Source organism: Rugamonas fusca (assembly GCF_014042365.1).
Lineage (GTDB): Bacteria > Pseudomonadota > Gammaproteobacteria > Burkholderiales > Burkholderiaceae_D > Rugamonas > Rugamonas fusca.
The window spans coordinates 1-18,342 of sequence record NZ_JACEZS010000023.1; the positions used below are offsets into that span (position 1 = coordinate 1).

Annotated in this window: 14 protein-coding genes; 9 read left to right on the top strand and 5 right to left on the bottom strand. The window is 68.6% G+C overall.

Features of this window, described 5'->3' with window-relative positions; genetic code table 11:
- Window positions 1–295: 295 nt before the first annotated feature.
- The 7 genes from H3H36_RS21345 (at window position 296) to H3H36_RS21375 (ending at window position 10,239) form a co-directional block, all read left to right on the top strand.
- On the top strand, window positions 296–2,059 hold the full coding sequence (locus H3H36_RS21345) for an ABC transporter transmembrane domain-containing protein (RefSeq protein ID WP_182220103.1): 1,764 nt from the start codon (window positions 296–298) through the stop codon (window positions 2,057–2,059).
- Window positions 2,049–3,845, top strand: coding sequence for an ABC transporter ATP-binding protein (locus H3H36_RS21350; RefSeq protein ID WP_182220104.1), 1,797 nt, complete (start codon window positions 2,049–2,051; stop codon window positions 3,843–3,845). Before H3H36_RS21345 ends, H3H36_RS21350 begins: the two co-directional genes overlap by 11 nt.
- 232 nt (window positions 3,846–4,077) lie before the next feature.
- Window positions 4,078–6,189 carry a GGDEF domain-containing protein gene (locus tag H3H36_RS21355; RefSeq protein ID WP_182220105.1) on the top strand — a complete coding sequence of 704 codons (2,112 nt, stop codon included), beginning with the start codon at window positions 4,078–4,080 and terminating at the stop codon, window positions 6,187–6,189.
- 42 nt (window positions 6,190–6,231) lie between these two features.
- Window positions 6,232–6,699, top strand: a complete 468-nt coding sequence (locus tag H3H36_RS21360; protein WP_182220106.1) for a FecR family protein — start codon at window positions 6,232–6,234, stop codon at window positions 6,697–6,699.
- Between the two features lie 17 nt (window positions 6,700–6,716).
- Entirely contained in the window at window positions 6,717–7,355 is a 639-nt protein-coding gene (locus H3H36_RS21365; RefSeq protein ID WP_182220107.1) for an OmpA family protein, read from the top strand.
- A gap of 30 nt (window positions 7,356–7,385) precedes the next feature.
- On the top strand, window positions 7,386–9,446 hold the full coding sequence (locus tag H3H36_RS21370; RefSeq protein WP_220459822.1) for a CHASE2 domain-containing protein: 2,061 nt from the start codon (window positions 7,386–7,388) through the stop codon (window positions 9,444–9,446).
- 193 nt (window positions 9,447–9,639) lie between these two features.
- Window positions 9,640–10,239, top strand: coding sequence for a PEP-CTERM sorting domain-containing protein (locus H3H36_RS21375; RefSeq protein ID WP_182220108.1), 600 nt, complete (start codon window positions 9,640–9,642; stop codon window positions 10,237–10,239).
- A 64-nt stretch (window positions 10,240–10,303) separates the two neighbouring features.
- Here H3H36_RS21375 and H3H36_RS21380 read toward each other — a convergent pair whose 3' ends face one another.
- Window positions 10,304–10,621: an apolipophorin gene (locus H3H36_RS21380; RefSeq protein WP_182220109.1), complete on the bottom strand. Its 318-nt coding sequence runs from the start codon at window positions 10,619–10,621 to the stop codon at window positions 10,304–10,306.
- A 169-nt stretch (window positions 10,622–10,790) separates the two neighbouring features.
- Here H3H36_RS21380 and H3H36_RS21385 point away from each other — a divergent pair, with 169 nt between their 5' ends.
- The gene (locus H3H36_RS21385) at window positions 10,791–13,019 is read left to right on the top strand and encodes a molybdopterin-dependent oxidoreductase (protein WP_182220110.1); all 2,229 of its coding nucleotides are present in this window, start codon (window positions 10,791–10,793) and stop codon (window positions 13,017–13,019) included.
- Window positions 13,020–13,151: 132 nt separating this feature from the next.
- Window positions 13,152–13,778 carry a hypothetical protein gene (locus H3H36_RS21390; RefSeq protein ID WP_182220111.1) on the top strand — a complete coding sequence of 209 codons (627 nt, stop codon included), beginning with the start codon at window positions 13,152–13,154 and terminating at the stop codon, window positions 13,776–13,778.
- Between the two features lie 36 nt (window positions 13,779–13,814).
- Here H3H36_RS21390 and H3H36_RS21395 read toward each other — a convergent pair whose 3' ends face one another.
- From H3H36_RS21395 to H3H36_RS21410, 4 genes are all read right to left on the bottom strand, one after another.
- Window positions 13,815–15,014 carry a metallophosphoesterase family protein gene (locus H3H36_RS21395; protein ID WP_182220112.1) on the bottom strand — a complete coding sequence of 400 codons (1,200 nt, stop codon included), beginning with the start codon at window positions 15,012–15,014 and terminating at the stop codon, window positions 13,815–13,817.
- Window positions 15,015–15,026: 12 nt separating this feature from the next.
- Window positions 15,027–15,572, bottom strand: a complete 546-nt coding sequence (locus H3H36_RS21400; protein WP_182220113.1) for a hypothetical protein — start codon at window positions 15,570–15,572, stop codon at window positions 15,027–15,029.
- A 109-nt stretch (window positions 15,573–15,681) separates the two neighbouring features.
- A complete protein-coding gene (locus H3H36_RS21405; RefSeq protein ID WP_182220114.1) occupies window positions 15,682–16,404 on the bottom strand; it encodes a response regulator in 723 nt (240 codons plus the stop codon).
- Complete coding sequence (locus H3H36_RS21410) at window positions 16,397–18,145, bottom strand: ATP-binding protein (protein WP_182220115.1); 1,749 nt, start codon at window positions 18,143–18,145, stop codon at window positions 16,397–16,399. The genes H3H36_RS21405 and H3H36_RS21410 overlap by 8 nt, the downstream gene beginning before the upstream one ends.
- Window positions 18,146–18,342 lie beyond the last annotated feature (197 nt).

The window sequence follows — 18,342 nt, forward strand, 5'->3', positions numbered from 1 at the left end:
GATTTATGCTCCACGCTTCCTTCCCACAGTCAGTTACCCTTCCGCAGTTGCGCTTCACTTCGCTCACTGTGGTCAGCTCGCGGCGGGACTTGCACCCACAGGAGTGCGCCCATGCTGGGCGCACCAACAACGAACAGCGGGCCACGGCCCGCTGTTCTTTTTCCACAGCAAAATCGGGGACGTAACACGGTTTTCCCTGCGAGAAAAACCGTGTTACGTCCCCGATTTTGCCTCTCGGTTTTTCCCGGGCTTGTTGTATCCTAGCGCACACCATGCCGGCAAAGACGGGGAGACCATGAATTTATCCGGGCTGATCGGCCACTTCGTGCGCCAGCATTACCGCGCCTATGCGGCCGCCGGCGCCATGCTGGCCGGCGTGGCCGCGCTCGGCGTTTGGGTGCCGCGCAAGGTCGGCGCCATGATCGATGGCCTGGCCGCGCACCGGCTGGGCGGCCAGGCCCTGCTGATGGAAATCGCCACCCTGCTGCTGATCGGCGTGGCCATCTACTTCCTGCGCGTGGGCTGGCGCCAGACCCTGTTCGCGGCCGCCTACCAGTTGGGTGTGTCGCTGCGCACGCGGCTCTACGAACGGCTGGCGCAACAAGGCCCGGCGTTCTACCAGCGCCAGCGCACGGGCGACCTGATGGCACTGGCCACCAACGATATCGACGCCATCGAACTGGCGGCCGGCGAGGCCATGCTGGCCGGCTTTGACGGCTCGCTGACGCTGGTGATGGTGCTGGGCGTGATGCTGCTGGGCGTGGACTGGCGCCTGGCCGCCGTGGCCCTGCTGCCGTTTCCCTTGATGGGACTGGCGTTCTGGCGCATCTCCAGCCATATCCACAAGGCCTCGACCGACGCGCTGCGCTGCTTCAGCGCCCTCAACGACCATGTGCAGGAAACCCTGGCCGGCGTGCGCACCTTGCGCGCGCTGGGCCTGGAGCAGCGCAGCGCCAGCCAGTTCGCGCAACTGACGGAGCACGCGGCCAGCGCCAGCCTGCGCGCCCAGGTGTGGGAAGCGGCCTACGAACCGGCCGTGGGCCTGACGCTGACGGCGGCCAGCGCCCTCACGCTGGGCCTGGGCGGCTATCTCGTATGGCACGGCCAGCTCACCATCGGCGCGCTGACCAGCTTCACCATGTACCTGGGCCAGCTGATCTGGCCCATGTTCGCGGCCGGCTGGGTGCTGTCGCTGATCGAGCGGGGCCGCGCAGCCTGGGCCAGGCTGCAACCGATGCTCGATGCGCCGCTGGCGATCGATGACCATGGCACGCTGGCGGCCGTGCCCCCCGGCGCGCTGGAACTGCGCGAGGTGAGCTGCGCCTATCCGGGCCAGGATCAGGGCAAAGGCGCGCCAGCCCTGTCCCACCTGACACTGACGCTGGCGCCGGGCCAGACCCTGGGCCTGGTGGGGCCGACGGGCAGCGGCAAATCCACGCTGCTGCGCGTGCTGCTGCGCCAGCTCACGCCGCAAACGGGCACCGTGCGCTGGTCCGGCCAGCCGCTCGATGCCTACCAGCTGCGCGCGCTGCGCGCGGCCATCAGCTGGGTGCCGCAGGAATCGTTCCTGTTCTCGGCCACCATCGCCGACAACATCGCGCTGGCCCGGCCCGGCGCCAGCCGCGCCGACGTGGAGCGGGCCGCCACGCTGGCCGCCATCCACGACGACATCCTGCTGTTCCCGGACGGCTACGACACCCAGGTGGGCGAGCGCGGTATCACGCTGTCGGGCGGCCAGCGCCAGCGCGTGGCCATCGCCCGCGCGCTGCTGGCCGATAACGACTTGCTGCTGCTGGACGACGCGCTGTCGGCCGTGGACACGGGCACGGAAGCACGCATCCTGCAGCACCTGGAACAGCTGCGCCAGGCGCGCCCTGGCCGCAGCGCCATCATCGCCAGCCACCGCCTGAGCGCCGTCGTCAGCGCCGACCTGATCGTCGTGCTGCGCGACGGCCACGTGACGGAATCGGGCACCCACGACGAACTGCTCGCGCAAGATGGCTGGTACGCCAGCCAGTGGCGCTACCAACAACTGGAGGCCAGCCTCGATGCATGCTGATCACGACCTGCAGCCGCACGACGCGCGCCGCCAGACCCTGCAAGCGGTGGCGCTGTTGCGCCGCGCGGCCCGGCCGGACCGGCGCCACCTGGGCTGGGCCGTGCTGTGGCTGGTGCTGGCGGCGCTGCTGGAAGTGCTGGGCCCCATCATGGGCAAGGCGCTGATCGACCAGCACCTGCTGCCGCACCGGCTCGACTGGCCGCGCATGGCGGCCCTGCTGGCCGGCGTGCTGCTGACGGGCTGGGTGGCCAGCGGCCTGCGCTACCTGCAGCTGGTGCGCCTGTCCGGGCTGGCCATGCGTTCCGTGCGGCGCCTGCGCGAGCAGGTCTACGGCCACGTGCTGCGCCTGCCCATGGCCTTCTTCGACCGCGCCATCACGGGCCAGCTGGTGTCGCGCGTGACCAACGACACGGAAGCCGTCAAGACGCTGTACGTGCAGGTGCTGTTCGTGATGCTCGACAGCTCCATCGTGTTGATCGGCACCGTGTGCGCCATGGCCTGGCTGGACTGGCATTTGATGAGCATCGTGCTGGCCCTGCTGCCGGCCGTGCTGCTCATCATCTGGCTGTACCAGCGCTGGAGCGCGCCGGCCGTCACGCGCGCCCGCGCGCTGCGCAGCGACATCAACGGCCAGATGGCCGAATCGATCGGCGGCATGAGCGTGCTCCAGGCCAGCAACGCCGAGGCCCGTTTCGCGGCGCGCTTTCGCGCCACCAACGAGCGCCACTACGACGCCCGCCTGGCCGAGCTGCGCGCCAACGCCTGGCTGCTGCGGCCCGCGCTCGACCTGCTCAACATCGTGCTGCTGGCCTCCGTCATCTACGCCTTCGGCCAGCGCCAGATGACGGCCACCGAAGTGGGCGTGCTGTACGCCTTCATCAGCTACATCGCGCGCGTGATCGAACCGCTGATCCAGATCACCATGCAGTTCAGCCAGTTGCAGCAATCGGTGGTGGCCAGCGCCCGCGTGGCGGCCCTGCTGGACGAGGCCAGCGCGGCCGACCATGCGGACCACGCGCCGGCCCGCGCCACCCCGCGCCTGCACGACGCCAACGCGCCGGCCGTGGCGCTGCGCCACATCGAATTCGCCTACGTGCCGGGCCAGCCCGTGCTGCACGACCTGTCGCTCGACATCGCCCAGGGCGACTTCGTGGGCATCGTCGGCCACACGGGCAGCGGCAAGTCCACCCTGCTGTCGCTGCTGCTGCGCTACTACCCGGTGCAGCAAGGGAGCATCGCCATCCTGGGCGCGCCGCTGGAATCGATCGCCAACGCCCAGTTCCGGGCCGAGGTGGGGCTGGTGCCGCAGGAGCCGTTCCTGCTGGCCGCCTCCGCGCGCGAGAACATCGCCATGGGCCGCGAGCTGAGCGACGCCCAGGTCGAGGCGGCCGCCCGCGCGGCCCACGCGCACGACTTCATCATGGCGCTCGAACACGGTTACGACACGGCGCTCGGCGAAGGCGGCTCGCGCCTGTCCGTGGGCCAGAAACAGTTGATCGCCATCGCCCGCGCACTGGCCGGCCAGCCCCGCATCCTGCTGCTGGACGAGGCTACCTCCCACATCGACAGCCAGACGGAACAGATCGTGCAGGTGGCGCTCGACGAATTGCGCGGGCGCGTCACCATCATCGCCATCGCGCACCGGCTGTCGACCATCCGCGAGGCCGACCGCATCGTCGTGCTCAACCACGGCCGCATCGCCGAATCGGGCCCGCACGAGCAATTGATGCAAGTCGACGGCGGCCTGTACCAGCGCCTGTATCTGCTCCAGCAATTGGCCGCCTGAAGCGCAGTTTGATATAGATCAAACAATTCATCTTCGCTCAATATTGCATTAAAAACTATTAAAACTGTAGTAAATCACCAACTTCAATAGCAGAATGGCCACGGAACTGTGCGGATTGGGGGATTTATGCGGCGTGCGCTGAACTTTCTAGACTGCAACAAGAATATAATTGTCTAGACACTTTGCGCACCACGGGCGCAGTGCAGGTGGAGGTGACGCGTTGGCAAGATGGATGGCATTTTCGGACTCTGGCGCACGGCGCCTGTTGCTCGCCACGGCCCTGCTGGCGCCGGTGCTGGCCTGCGCCCAGACGCCACTGGACCAGCGCATCGCCGAGGTGCGCGAACAAAGCCGCTTCGTCCCCGACCAGGCCCTGGCCCAGCTGCTCAAATTGCAGACGGAGGCCGACGGCGCGCCAGCGGCCACCCGCGCCGAGATCATGTCCCAGATCAGCCTGGCCCATATGCGGCTGGGCGAGAACGAGGCCGCGCTGGCCCAGGCCGACGCCGTCATCGCCTACGGCAAGGCCCAGCGTAACGACGCCATCCTGGCCAACGGCCTGCTGTCGAAAGCCTATGTGAAATTCGCCCAGGCCGACGTCAGGCAGGCGCACCAGCTGGCGTTCGAGGCCGAGGCCACGGCCGCCCGCACCAACGACCTGCCGCTGCGGGTGCAGGCCATCATCACGGCCGGCCAGGCCCACGCGGAACGGGGCGACTTTCCCACCGCCCTGGTCAAGCTGCAGGCGGCCGTGGACCTGGCGCGCCAGATCACCGACCAGCTGCCGCTGGCCACGGCGCTCAACGCCCTGACCCAGCTGTACAACCAGATGCGCGAGTACGACAAGGGCTTCGCCGTGCTCGAGGAACTGCTGCGCGTGACGCGCGCGCTGCACTCGGCCGGCCGCATGGCCGTGGCCAAGGACACGGAATACGGCCTGGCCATCGAGGCCCACCAGCCGGCGCGCGCGCTGCGCGCCTTGCAGGAGGCGCTGGCCCTGGAGCGCCAGCTGGGCGCGCAGCGCATGATTGCCAATTCGCTGGTCAACCTGTCGGACAACTACCTGAAGGAGCGCGACTACGCGCGCGCCCTGCGCTACGGCAATGAATCGCTGCAGGCCGCGCGCGAGGCCGGCTCGGCCCCGATCGAGGCCACCGCCCGTGTCAACATCGGCGAAGCCTACCTGGGCATGGGCCGCATCGCCGACGGCAAGAAAAGCTTCGAAGCGGGCCTGGCGTTCTACGAGAAGGCCAACAGCAAGCCGGACTTGCAATCCGTGCTGCTCGAATATGGTCAGGCGCTGGAACGGGCCGGCGACCTGCGCGGCGCCGTGGATGCCTACCACCGCGAGCGCGCCATCTCCAATGAACTGTTCGAAAAGCAGCGCCAGCAAGCCGTGCTGGAACTGCAGGAAAAATACGAGGCGGACAAGCGCCAGCGCCAGATCGAGCTGCTCAGCCGCGAGAACCAGGTCAAGGGCGCGGAACTGGACAACCGCCGCCTGCAGCAGCGCGTGTGGTGGCTGCTGGCCCTGGTGTTCGCGCTGGCGGCCATGGTGGTGGGCCTGTTGTACCGCAAGGTACGCCACGCCAACGCCCAGCTGGAAGTGAAGAACCTGGAGCTGAAGGCGCAAAGCGCGCTCGACCCCCTCACCTCGCTCTACAACCGGCGCCACTTCCAGGACTACATGCGCGGCCACGCGCCGGCCGAGCGGCGCGAACCGCCGGCGCGCACCAGCGGCGGCGACGACATCGTGGGCGCCCTGTTCCTGCTGGACGTGGACCACTTCAAGCACGTCAACGACAGCTACGGCCACGCGGCCGGCGACGCCGTGCTGAAGATGATCGCCGAGCATCTGCGCATCGCGCTGCGCGAGACGGACATGATCGTGCGCTGGGGCGGCGAGGAATTCCTCGCCTTCCTGCCCGCCATTCCGCGCCACGGCGTGGACGAGGTGGCGCGCCGCATCCTCGAGAGCATCTCGGCCCAGACCGTGGCGTACCAGGACCACCACATCCAGGTCAACGTGTCGGTCGGTTTCGCGCCCTTCCCGCTGTTCCCGGACGAGCGGCCGCTGTCGTGGGAGCGGGCCGTCAACCTGGTCGACATGGCGCTCTACCTGGCCAAGGCCCATGGCCGCAACCGCGCCTACGGCGTGCGCGGCTTCGCCAATTTCGCCGATACTTCGATGGAGGCCATCGAGCAGGACCTGGAACGGGCCTGGCGCGCCGGCTATGTGGACCTGAGCGTGGTGCTGGGTCCGGCCGTCGATGGCCCGCCGCCGGCCGGCACGGAACCGAGCAATGTCGTGCCATTGAAGCAGGCGGCCAAGCACGGATACTAGTTAGCGCGCGGCGCACATGCATGACCAAACGGGGAGAATGGCATGACGAACAGGCGATGCACCACCTTGATACTGGCCGCGCTGTGGTGTGCGGGCGCGCGGGCCGCGCCGCCGGCGCCACCACCGCCGGCCGGTGAAGTGATCGGCACCATCCAGAACCTGCAAGGCACGGTGAGCATCGCGCGCGCCGGCGCCACGTTGCCGGCCACGGTGGGCACGGCCCTGTACCGGGGTGACCAGGTCCGCACCGGCAAGCCCGGCGCGGTCGGCATCGTGCTGGGCGACGACACCACCATCTCGGCCGGCTCGTCGAGCGAACTGGCGATCAACGACTATCTCTTCGATCCCAACAACGGCAAGTTCGCGCTCGTGGTGCGCATGCTCAAGGGGACGTTCTCCTACATCACGGGACAGATCGGCAAGCTGGCGCCGGACACGGTCAAGGTCCGCACGCCCGACGCCACCATCGCCACCCGCGGCACCAAGGTGCTGATCGAGATAAAGGAGTGACCATGCGAGGAGCGACCATGCGAGCACTGCCCCTGCCCTTCCCGCCTCGTTCGCGCCGTCATCCGCTGGCCGCCGCGCCGGCCCTGGCGTTGGCGGCGCTGCTGGCAGGCTGCGCCAGCGGCCAGAGCGTGATCCTGGTGCCGGACCAGCAGGGCAAGGTCGGCCAGGCCGAAGTGAGCACGGAAGGCGGCAAGCAACTGCTGACGCAGGCCAACGCCATGACGCGCACGGCCGGCCCGCGCCAGGCGCCCGGCCCCGTCACCACGGCCGATCCGGCCTATATCGCCAGCACGTTCGCCGAAGCGCTGGCCGTGGAACCGCCGGCCGGCGAAACGTTCACGCTGTATTTCAAGACCGGCTCGGCCACCCTGGCGGCCGACGACCAGAAAATCATCGACGACATCGCGGCCGCCGTGAAGCGGCGCGCCGCCATCAGCGTGCGCATCAGCGGCCACACGGACAGCACCGGCTCGGCCGCGCTGGACAGGGCGCTGTCGCTGGAGCGGGTCAAGCAGGTGCAGGCCCTGCTGCTGGACAAAGGGGTGCCGCCGGAGCGCATCAGCACCTCGTATCACGGCAAGGGCAACCCGGCCGTGCCCACGCCCGACGGCGCGGCCGAACCGCGCAACCGGCGCGTCGTGGTGATCGTCCACTGAGGCCCGTGGCCTCGCGCCCAGCCTGCGTCCATGGCCGCCGCCCGCCGCCCCCGCCCGCCCTTGCTGCCTCGCCTGCGCGCCCTGCTGCCGCTGCGCGAGGGCCAGGCGCCGCTGTACGCGCTGGGCCTGTGCCTGACGCTGGCCGTGGCCCTGCTGTCGATCTTCCAGCCGCCGCCGCTGCAGCAACTGGACCTGCTGCTGTACGACATGATGGTGGCCGGCCGCGCCGTGCCGCCGCCGCCATCGGCGCCCGTGGTGGTGGGCATCGACGAGGACAGCCTGGCCGCCTATGGCCAATGGCCATGGCCGCGCTACCGGCTGGCGCAGCTGGTGCGGCAACTGCGCCAGCTGGGCGCCACCGTGGTGGTGCTCGATTTGCTCATGCCCGAAGCGGACCGCACGGCGCCTGAAGTGATCGAACACGAACGCCAGCGCGACCTGGGCAACGCCACGGCCGCGTTCCCGGCGCCGGCGGCCGGCGACAGCAACTCGCAGCGCCTGGCCGGTACGCTGGCCGCCGGCCCCAGCGTGCTGGCCTATTACCTCGACTTCAGCCAGCCGGGCCCCATCGCGCCGGCCGCCGCCACCAGCCCGGCCGCGCCCAACGGCACCGTGGTGCTGCGCGCCGATGGCGGCCATGGCTGGCACATGCCGCAGGCTGGCGCCGTGCTGCGCAGCGTGCCCGTGCTGACGGCCGCCGCCGGCGCCGAAGGCTACACCAACGCGCTGGAAGACCTGGACGGCACGCTGCGCCGGGTGCCGTTGCTGCTGCCCGTGGCGGGCCAGGAACGGCCATCGCTGGCACTGTCGGCATTGCTGCTGACGTCGCAGGACCGGCTGCTGCGGCTGGGCAAGGACGGCGGCGACTTCACCCTGTACTGGGACCGCCACGCCATCCCGCTGGACGCGGCCGGCAACCTGCTGCTGGACTACCGCAACGCCAGCCACGCCTTCCTGTCGGCGCGCGCCGTGTTGGACGGCAAGCTGGCGCCGGCCAGCCTGCGCGGCAGGATCGTGTTGATCGGCACCTGGGCCAGGGGCCTGGGCGACTGGCACCGCACGCCGTCGGGCAAGTGGCTCAATGGCCTCGATATCCACGCCACCATCATCGACAACGTGCTCAGCGACACCTACATCGCCCGCCCCGACTGGGCCCGCGGCGTGGAACTGACGGCCGTGCTGCTGGCCGGCCTGGCCGGCACGCTGATGCTGAGCCAGCCCGGCTATGTGCTGTCGCTGCTGGCCGTGCTGGCCGGCACCGGCGGCTTTTACTGGAGCGCGCGCCAGCTGCTGCTGGAGGCCGGGGTGCACCTGTCGCCGCTGTTCCCCATCATGGCGCTGGTGCTGATCACCACCTGTTTGAGCCTGCTGAAATACGGCATCGAGGCACGCAAGCTGCACATGCGCACCCAGGACCTGTACGAAGCCCAGGACGAGATCATCTTCAGCCTGTCCGTGCTGGCCGAATCGCGCGACAAGGACACGGGCCAGCACATCCTGCGCACCCAGCGCTACGTGGAGATCCTCGCGCGCGAGCTGGCCACCACGCCCGCCTACGCCCACCTGACGCCATCGGACATCGAGTTGTACGCCAAGTCGGCGCCGCTGCACGACATCGGCAAGGTGGGCATCCCCGACAGCATCCTGCAAAAGCCGGGCAAGCTGACGGAAGACGAATACACCATCATGAAGACCCATCCGCTGATCGGCGCGGCCACGCTGGCGCGCATCATCGTCGGCCACGGCCACCCGGAAAAGCGCCACTTCCTCAACTACGCGCGCGAGATGATCGAGGCGCACCACGAACGGTGGGATGGCGGCGGCTATCCGCACGGCCTGCGCGGCGCGGCCATCCCGCTGGCGGGCCGGCTGATGGCGCTGGCCGACGTGTACGATGCCCTGATCAGCAAGCGCGTCTACAAGCGCGGTTACTCGCACGCTGAAGTATGCGCCTACATCGCCGAACAATCAGGCACCCACTTCGACCCCGATCTGGTGGCCGCGTTCCAGCGCCGCCACGAGGATTTCTTCCGCGTCGCGCAGACCTATGCGGACGTCGCGCCGGACGACGACAGCGCGACGGCCGCCTGAACGACGCGCCCATGCCGTTGTCCATCGCGGTTTACTTGCAAAATTTGCAAATCATAATCACCATATTTCAACGCAGATAATAGTGCCAATGAAGCACTGGCATTGACAGGAACGCTGCGTGCTCCGCGCCCCCGACCCGCGCTGTCCGTCAGCCTGGCCGCAGCGTTTCCCCGTCAACTCGTGAAAGAGACCTATGCTCAAGCAATTCCTGTACGGCGGCATGCTGGCCGCCTGCTGCTCCCTGGCCCAGGCCAGCACCATCGCCCCCACCGAGTATGCATTCTCCTGGACCGGTTTCAACGTCGCCGCGGGCTATGACATGCCCTGGTTCGACGCTACCCGCACCGTCAGCGGCACCTTCGCCGGGGTGGACGCCAACCACGACAGCGTGATCGAACTGAATGAACTGAGCAACCTGACGATCAATGGCACCGAGTACGTGCACTGCGCATACAACAGCGGCTACAACACGTGCGGCGTGTCGGCATTCTCGTACAGCCAGGCGGGCGGGCTGCAGCTCAATGCCCAGCGGACCCTCTACAATTCGCCGCCGGGCCCGGATGACTGGAGCGCGAGCCAGATCAGCTACGACGTCCAGCGCCGCAGCGGTTACATCGACGATATGACGTTCGGCCGGATGCAGCCCCCGATGGGCCTGGAACTGCAGATGACGCCGGAAACCATCACCAACGTCCACCAGGTGAGCGCGGTGCCGGAACCGCAAACCTACGCCATGCTGGGCGCGGGGTTGCTGTTGCTGTCTGTGGCCGCGAAGCGCCGCACGCGCGCATAAGCGGCATGCCGCGCCCCCGTCCTGGCGGGCGCGGCGCGGCCTGCTGACAGGGCGGCGGCCTTCCTTACTTGGCCGCCTTGTCTGCCGCTTCCTTCTCGCGCGCCGCGCGGGCCTTCTCCTGGATCTTCTCGCCCGCTTCCTCGATCTTCTTGCCGGCCACCTCGGTCGCCTGGTTCAGCTCCTGGCCGGCCTGGCTGGCGGCCTTCTGGAGCTTCTCGCCGGTATCCTTGGCCGCCTCCTGCGCCTGCTGGGTGGCCTGGTCCAGCTTGCGTCCCATCTGTTCGGCCGGCCCCGGTTCCTCCTTCTTCTGGCAACCGGCCAGCGCGGCGCCCAGCGCCGCCATCGCCAGCAGTGCCAGCAGGGATTTCATGGATCGCGTCATGGTTTGCTCCTGTCAAAAAATACACAATAATGCTACACAGCATACACCAGAGCGCAGGGCACACGCGCGGTGCACACGCGCTGTGCATACGGCTATACGCGGCGATTGACAGCGCCGGCCGGACTCCCGACAATAGCACGACCGTTCACTTCCCCAGAAAGGCCAGGCCATGACCGAACCGCATGCCGTCGCCCACCGCATCTGCCCCCTGTGCGAGGCCAGTTGCGGCCTTGTGATCGAACGCGAAGGCCAGCACGTCACGCGCATCCGCGGCGACGAGGCCGACGTGTTCAGCGCCGGCTTCCTGTGCCCGAAAGCGGTCAGCCTGAAGGACTTGCACGAGGATGGCGACCGCCTGCGCACCCCGCTCGTCAAGCGCGATGGCCGCTTCGTGGCCGTCAGCTGGGACGAGGCCTACGCGGAAATCGAACGGCGCCTGCCGCCCATCATCGCCGCCCACGGCGCCGACGCCGTGGCCACGGTGCTGGGCAATCCGGTGGCGCACAAGATGAGCCTGATGCTGTATTTCCCGCGCCTGGCACGCGCGCTGGGCACGCGCAATATGTACTCGGCCTCCAGCGTGGACCAGGTGCCCAAGATGCTGTCGGTCGGCCTCATGTTCGGCCACTGGATGACGGTGCCCGTGCCCGACATCGAGCGCTGCGACTACCTGCTGGTGCTGGGCGCCAATCCCATGGTCTCGAACGGCAGCATGTGGACCGTGCCCGACTACCGGGGCAAGGCCAAGGCGCTGCGCGCGCGCGGCGGCAAGATCGTCGTGATCGACCCGCGCCGCACGGAGACGGCGCAGGCGGCCGACGCCCACCACTTCATCCGCCCCGGCGGCGACGTATTCTTCCTGCTGGGCCTGGCCCACACGCTGTTCGACGAAGGCCTGGTGCGCCTGGGCCGGCTGGCGCCGCACGTGGCGGGGCTGGACGCGCTGCGCGAAGCCGTGCTGCCCTACCCGCCCGAACAGATGGCCGCGCGCTGCGGCGTGCCGGCCGACGTGACGCGCGCGCTGGCGCGCGAGCTGGCCGGCGCGCGGCGCGGCGCCATCTACGGCCGCATCGGCACTTGCACCCAGCAATACGGCACGCTGGCGTCGTGGCTGATCGACGCCATCAACGTGCTCACCGGCCACCTGGACGCCGAAGGCGGCGCCATGTTCCCCAAGGCCGCCGCCTTCGCCGCCAACACGCGCGGCAAGCCGGGCACGGGGCGTGGCGTGGTCATGGGCCGCTACCGCAGCCGCGTGGCCGGCGCGCCGGAAGTGATGGGCGAGCTGCCCGTCACCTGCCTGGCCGAGGAAATCGACACGCCCGGCCCCGGCCAGGTGCGGGCGCTGATCGCCATCGCCGGCAATCCCGTGCTGTCCGCGCCCAACGGCGCGCGGCTGGCCAAGGCGCTCGACCAGCTGGAATTCATGGTCAGCCTGGACATCTACCTCAACGAAACGTCGCGCCATGCGCACATGATCCTGCCCGGCGTCTCGCCGCTGGAGGATGCGCATTACGACGTCAGCTTCGGCCAGCTGTCGCACCGCAACCACGCGCGCTACAGCGCCCCCGTGCTGGCCCGCGCCGACGGCCAGCCGGACGAATGGGAAAGCCTGCTGCGGCTGGCGGCCATCGTCAAGGGCATGGGCCGCAAGGTGGGTGGCGACCTTGACGCCTGGGACACGGCGCTGCTGGAGGAGGAGGTGCAGAAAGCGGCTGGCCCGGCCACGCCCCACATCATGGCGGCGCTGGCGGGCCGGCGCGGCGTGGAACGGATGCTGGATTTGGCGCTGCGCAGCGGCCCCTATGGCGACCAGTTCGGCGCCCGCCCCGATGGCCTGACGCTGGCCAAGGTGCAGGCCGCACCGTCCGGCATCGACCTGGGCCCCATGCAGCCGCGCATCCCCGAAGTGCTGCGCACGGCGTCGGGCAAGATCGAGCTGGCGCCCTCGCCCCTGCTGGCCGACCTGACGCGCGTGGCCGACGCGCTGGCGGTGCCGGACCAGGTGCCGGCACTGGTCATCATCGGCCGCCGCCAGCTGCGCTCGAACAACAGCTGGATGCACAACCTGCCCGTGCTGGCCAAGGGGCCGTTCCGCTGCACGGCCCTGGTCCATCCGGCCGACGCGGCCCGGCTGGGACTGGCGGACGGCGGCCGCGCGCAAATTCGCAACGGCACGCGCATGGTGGAGGCGCAAGTGGAATTGAGCGAGGAGATGATGCCGGGCGTGGTCAGCCTGCCGCACGGCTGGGGCCATGACTTGCCCGGCATCCAATTGCGCGTGGCCTCCGGACGGCCCGGCGCCAACCTCAACGCGTTGCTCGACGAGCAGTTGCGCGACCCGTTGTCGGGCAATGCCGTACTATCGGGGATCGCGATCGAGATGCGGCCTTGCTGACAAGCGCGGGCGGGGTGAGGGTTGCGGGTCACGTCTGTCACGAAAGCCGCCGCTTTTCGATATACCATACAAGCACGCGGTGAAAATGCCATACGCGGGCTGAAAGTTATCGAACAGACCACGAGGTAGCCTATGAAACCCAACACCCCCGCCCCTGAACTGACGCACCGCCGCGAGGATATCACACGCGGCAACCGTGAACTGCGCAAGCTGTGCGCAGCCATCCAGCCTGCGGCGCGCAAGCTGATACAACAGGGGGTGGCCCGGGCCACGGCGCAGGAGGTGAGCGCCGTGCAGGCTGAAGAGGCCGACATCCTGCTCAAGTCTGTGTTGGCCGAGCTCGACGAGTATATCGCCGCGCAGCCTGACGCCATGCCTGCATTGCTGAACCGGGAGCCGGCCCTTGTCGCTCCTGAGCTCGATGACGAGGCCGAGGATGAGCGGCAATGGATAGACCAGATGGCCGGCGATTGGGCGCTGGCAGCAGCCGGTTTCTGGCTGGAGCTGGGCCACGACCTGGGCGGCCAAACCAACCGGCAAGCAGCGTTGATGGCGAACCTGGCGGCAGGCCAGGACGACGATTTGCTGGCGGCCTTCGACCTGGTCGCCGCCAGATTCTACGTTGGCCCGGAAGGCCGGGAGCTGCTGAAGAAATTGCATAGACTCACCCAACGGCACGAAGTCGTGGCCCGGGTGGCGATCGAAGTGACGCCAGCCGTATCCATGCAGGAATTGACGGGTGCCTACGTCCATAAATGATCCGGCCCATGATCTGGCCAAAAACGCGCTGGACCGTCAATATTCCCACATGATCGACTCGATGCCAGCAGGGTCGTCCGGCAGCGGCAGCACTTGATACGGCCCGCCCAACTTGCGCCCCACCACGCGGCGCTCCATCAGCAACTGCCCCCGCCTGGCGCAGTTGGGCGACGAAAAGAACGTCAGGATCTGGCATTGGTGCGGGACAAAATTCACGTCATCGAACGTTACGCTGTCAGCACGATGGGGCAGCTGCGACAGCGTTCCCGCGATCAGCTGCAACTGGCCTTCGTACAAAGGGGGGTATTGCTGCCCCATCGATGTGGACGGCAATGCGCCATGCGGTGGATAGGTCGCATGGGTATGACCACTCAGCAATAAATGGGCAAGCATGCCGCGCTGGTGGACCGTAAATTGGGCCAAGGTATCGGCGACGGCCGTATCGTTGCGCAAGCTCATTTGCAGTGTTGGCCGTGGCGGCGGGTAATGGACCGGGTGGTGCAGCGCCAGGATGCGAAAGTCACGTGTCACGCCGTCCTGATGCAATCCCTCACGGGCGCGCTGGGCCAGTTGCGCCAATTGCGGCATGCCTGATTTGGCCCAAGGCGGGTCCATGCCCACCTCGCCGCGTGCCAGCGTGTTGGGCCAGCGTTCCCCGATTGTGCTGTTGACGGCATAGAGGCGCAGCTTGGCGTTGGCGTGGGGAATGGCGGTGTGGATTTCGGTATCGGGCCATGACTTACCGAGTAAATAACGCAGCGCCGCCTGATGCCCGACCAGCGCCTTGCGACTGGCAGCCAAGGGAAACTGGCCCGGCCACGCATCGTGATTGCCGTGCAGTATCAGCGTCTGGCTAGCGTCGAGGATAAGGCGATAATCGTCCAGCCACCCTAGCGCCGTCCGCAACGAAGCGTGATCGCCCAGCGCGCTCAGGTCGCCCGTATCGAGCAGCCAGGTTTCCACCCCTGCATAATCCTTGTAGTTGGCAAAGCCGCACAGAAACGCGCACATCTGTTCATGGGCGGTCGGATCGTGGCCGGCCAGGCCGGCTTGCCAGCGCTGTTCGAGCTGATCCGCCCAGGTCGACCGCCCAAGCCGGCGCAGCGCGCGGACTATCCGCCGCACCTTCTTCTGTGTCGCGACATCGATAACGGCGCCCTGCCCTTTGCAATGCATGTCCGACACATGCACGATATGCAGGAACGCTTCCAGTTCAGGATCCAAGTACATAGCCATGTTGTTCGCTCCTCAAGATAAGTCCCGCAGCAGCTTGTAGGCATCCTCGCCCAGCTCGCGTTCGATGGCGGCGGCCAGCCGTTTGCGCACGCGGTGCAGGCGCTGGCGCTCGGCCGCCGTCAATGCGGCGCCCTGGCTGGATGCGAGCCCGGTGGCGATCGCCACGGCCATCTGGTCTTGTTCGGAAATAGTGGTCAGCTCGGCCACGCACACGCGCAGCATGCTGCGGTACAGCGCCGTCGTAGCCAGGTCGCCCGCGCGCTCGTCGGCCGGCTCCGGCGCCGGCGCCGGCGCCGCGCCGGCGGCCAGCATGGGGCGGGTTTTACGGAACAGGTCGGCCGCGCGGCGGTTGAAGATCGCATGCGCGATGCGCAAGATGGCGTCGGCGCCCAGGGCGGGGCCGGGTTCGCGCTCGAGCAGGTATTTCCACAAGTCGGCCACGGTCTGGGCGGCCAGGTCGTCGATGTCCGGGCGCAGCAGCGGAAAGCGCGCATGACCGGCGCGGCGCAGGCTGGCGCGCAGCGCGGTCAACTGCGCATCGGACAAGAATTCCGGCATGACGACGCCCTCGATCTTGCAAAATAAGCATTCTACGCCGCTTGCACGCCGGCGCGCGCCAAAGCCCGAAAACCGCGCCAGTGGCGTGGCAGGTCCGCCACGGCGCCACTTACAGCGGCGGCGGCTCGAAGCGGTAGCCCACGCCATACACGGACTGCAGGCAGTCGGCCTCGGGCAGACGCGCGGCCAGTTTGCGGCGGATGTTCTTGATGTGGGAGTCGACCGTACGGTCGTTGTTGTCGCGCTGGTCCTCGTGCGCACAGTCGAGCAGTTGCTGGCGCGAGTAGACCCGGCCCGGATTGGCGATCAGTTCGGCCAGCAGGCGGAACTCCACCGGCGTGAGCGCCAGCGCCGCGCCGCCATGGGTGATGCACATGCGTTCGCGGTCCACCTGGAACGGCGGCGCCCATGCTGCCGCGGCGGCCGGTGCCGGCGCCGCGGCGGCGGCCAGCTGGGCCATGCCGGCCGCGCGGCGCAAGTGGGCGCGCACGCGGGCCACCACTTCGCGCGGGCTGAAGGGCTTGCAGACGTAATCGTCGGCGCCCGATTCCAGTCCCAGCAGGCGGTCGATCTCGTCCACCCGCGCCGTCAGCATGATGATGGGCAGCGCCGAAAACGCGCGCACGGCGCGGCACACGCCGATGCCGTCCAGGCTGGGCAGCATCAGGTCCAGCACCATCAGGTCCGGCGCATGGGCGCGCACCGCTTCCACGGCCGCCACGCCATCGGCCACGCGCGTCACGCGCATACCCGCGGCCACGAAATAGTCGGCCAGCAGCGCGGCGATCTTGACGTCGTCTTCCACGACCAGGATGTGGGCATTGTTATCCATGTGCTGGTCGTCTGGTTGGAGGGTGGATCGGCAGCCGGACCAGCATTCTCACGCCGCCCAGCGGCGAAGGCAAGGCCTCGATGTTGCCGCCGTGGGCCGCCACCATGGCCTTGCAGATGGCCAGCCCCAGGCCGCTGCCGCCGCGCCCGCGCGCGCCGTCGGCCCGGTACAGGCGGTCGAACAGGCGCGACAGCAGGCCGGGCGGCACGCCGGGCGCGCTGTCGGCCACCGTCAGTTGCGCCCAGGCGCCGTCGGCGGCCAGCGTAACGGCGATCCTGCCGCCGCTGTCCGTGTAGCGCACGCTGTTCTCCAGCAGGTTGACGCACACTTGCGTCAGGCGGCCGCTGTCGCCCGTCAGCGTCAGCGGCACTTCCGGCAGCGACGCCGTCAGCGCCAGCCCGGCCTGCTGCGCGCGCAGGCGGTAGCGCTCCAGCAGCGGGCGCAATAGCGCGGCCAGGTCCAGCTGCTGCCAGTGATAGTGCAGGTCGCCCGCGTCGGCCAGCGCCAGCTGGTGCAGGTCGTCCACCAGTTGGTTCAGGCGCAGCACTTCCGCGTGCAGCGAATCGAGCGCGTTGACGTCGGCCCGGCGTATGCCGTCGAGCAGCGCTTCGATCTCGCCGCGGATCACCGTCAGCGGCGTGCGCAATTCGTGCGAGATGTCGGCCAGCATGCGGCGCCGCTGCTGCTCGTTCTGCTCCAGCGCCTGCGCCATCGCGTTCACGTGCAGCGCCAGTTCGGCCAGCTCGTCGCGCGACAGCACGGGCGCGCGCGCCGCGAATTCGCCACGCGCCAGCTTTTCCGTCACGCCGCGCAGCGCCGCCACGGGGCGCAGCAGATGGCGCGCCAGCCAGAGGGCGGCCAGGATGGCCATGCCGATCAACGCGCACGAGAGCAGCAGGATCGTTTGCAGCTGGCCGCGCAGGAAGGTGGCGGCGCTGGCATCGTCGCCGCCGGCCTGGCGCAGCGGCATGAGGCGCATGCGGCCCACCACCTGGCCATCGACCTTGATGTCGCGCTCTATGCCGGGCGGGAAATCAGGTGGGCCGATCAGCGACTGGCCTTGCGCGTCCACGATGGAGATGCGCGAGGCGAAGCCGGCGGGATCGGCGCCGCCCGGACGGCGCGGCGGCGGCATGGGCGCGCGCGGGGGCGACAGATCGGCGCGCCGTGGAGGAAAATCCTCCCGCAGTGGCGGCTGATCGTTGCGCGTTGGCGGCAGGCCGGCATACGGTGGCGGCTGCCCGCCACGGAACGGGCGCAAGCCGGCGCGCGGCAGTGGCCGGCCATAGCCGGGCAATCCGTCGGGCGCAGCATCGGGCGCAGCATCGGGGCCGCGCTCGGGCAAACCAGTGGGCGCCCCTTCCTGTCGCGGTGGCGGCCTCTCTCGCTCTGGCGGCGGGACTACTTCTTCCGGCGGCGGACGGTCGGGCCATCCGGCGCCGGGGCCGCGCCGCCGGCCGCCCATGTCCTCCGTCTCGGCCAGCAGGCGCGGTTTCATCTGGTCGAGCACGGAGCGCAAGGCGCGCGGCTGGTGGCGCAGCCATTCGAAATCGCCCTCGGTGCGGTAGCGCGCCTCCAGCAGTTCGCGCAATTGATCCAGGTCCTGCGTCTGCATCTCGTTGAGATAGGTCACAAAGCCGCGCTGCAGGCTGATGCTCGTCACCCACGCCATGGTGACGATGCACACGATGACGATGGCGATCACGGCCAGCGCGATCTTGCGCGCGATCGTCAAGCGCATGGTGGGCTCCTGTGCTGCTGCTTCATCGTTGTCCTCTCGCGCCTCCTGGTCCAGCGCCATGATACCTGCCAATTGTGCAGGCAATGTGGACGGCGCGCGCCTGCGGCGGGCGCACCACATTGCGCCGCCGTCTCCATTTTTCCTGCACATTTGGCCGGCATATTAGTTTCCGTAGACCAACTACGCAGTCCAACCCG

Bases quoted from the DNA above. Each gene is read 5' to 3' on its own strand.
- H3H36_RS21360 (WP_182220106.1), top strand. From the start codon at position 6,232: ATGACGAACAGGCGATGCACCACCTTGATACTGGCCGCGCTGTGGTGT.
- H3H36_RS21365 (WP_182220107.1), top strand. From the start codon at position 6,717: ATGCGAGCACTGCCCCTGCCCTTCCCGCCTCGTTCGCGCCGTCATCCG.
- H3H36_RS21350 (WP_182220104.1), top strand. From the start codon at position 2,049: ATGCATGCTGATCACGACCTGCAGCCGCACGACGCGCGCCGCCAGACC.
- H3H36_RS21375 (WP_182220108.1), top strand. From the start codon at position 9,640: ATGCTCAAGCAATTCCTGTACGGCGGCATGCTGGCCGCCTGCTGCTCC.
- H3H36_RS21385 (WP_182220110.1), top strand. From the start codon at position 10,791: ATGACCGAACCGCATGCCGTCGCCCACCGCATCTGCCCCCTGTGCGAG.
- H3H36_RS21395 (WP_182220112.1), bottom strand. From the start codon at position 15,014: ATGGCTATGTACTTGGATCCTGAACTGGAAGCGTTCCTGCATATCGTG.
- H3H36_RS21355 (WP_182220105.1), top strand. From the start codon at position 4,078: ATGGCATTTTCGGACTCTGGCGCACGGCGCCTGTTGCTCGCCACGGCC.
- H3H36_RS21370 (WP_220459822.1), top strand. From the start codon at position 7,386: ATGGCCGCCGCCCGCCGCCCCCGCCCGCCCTTGCTGCCTCGCCTGCGC.
- H3H36_RS21390 (WP_182220111.1), top strand. From the start codon at position 13,152: ATGAAACCCAACACCCCCGCCCCTGAACTGACGCACCGCCGCGAGGAT.
- H3H36_RS21345 (WP_182220103.1), top strand. From the start codon at position 296: ATGAATTTATCCGGGCTGATCGGCCACTTCGTGCGCCAGCATTACCGC.
- H3H36_RS21410 (WP_182220115.1), bottom strand. From the start codon at position 18,145: ATGCGCTTGACGATCGCGCGCAAGATCGCGCTGGCCGTGATCGCCATC.
- H3H36_RS21400 (WP_182220113.1), bottom strand. From the start codon at position 15,572: ATGCCGGAATTCTTGTCCGATGCGCAGTTGACCGCGCTGCGCGCCAGC.
- H3H36_RS21405 (WP_182220114.1), bottom strand. From the start codon at position 16,404: ATGGATAACAATGCCCACATCCTGGTCGTGGAAGACGACGTCAAGATC.
- H3H36_RS21380 (WP_182220109.1), bottom strand. From the start codon at position 10,621: ATGACGCGATCCATGAAATCCCTGCTGGCACTGCTGGCGATGGCGGCG.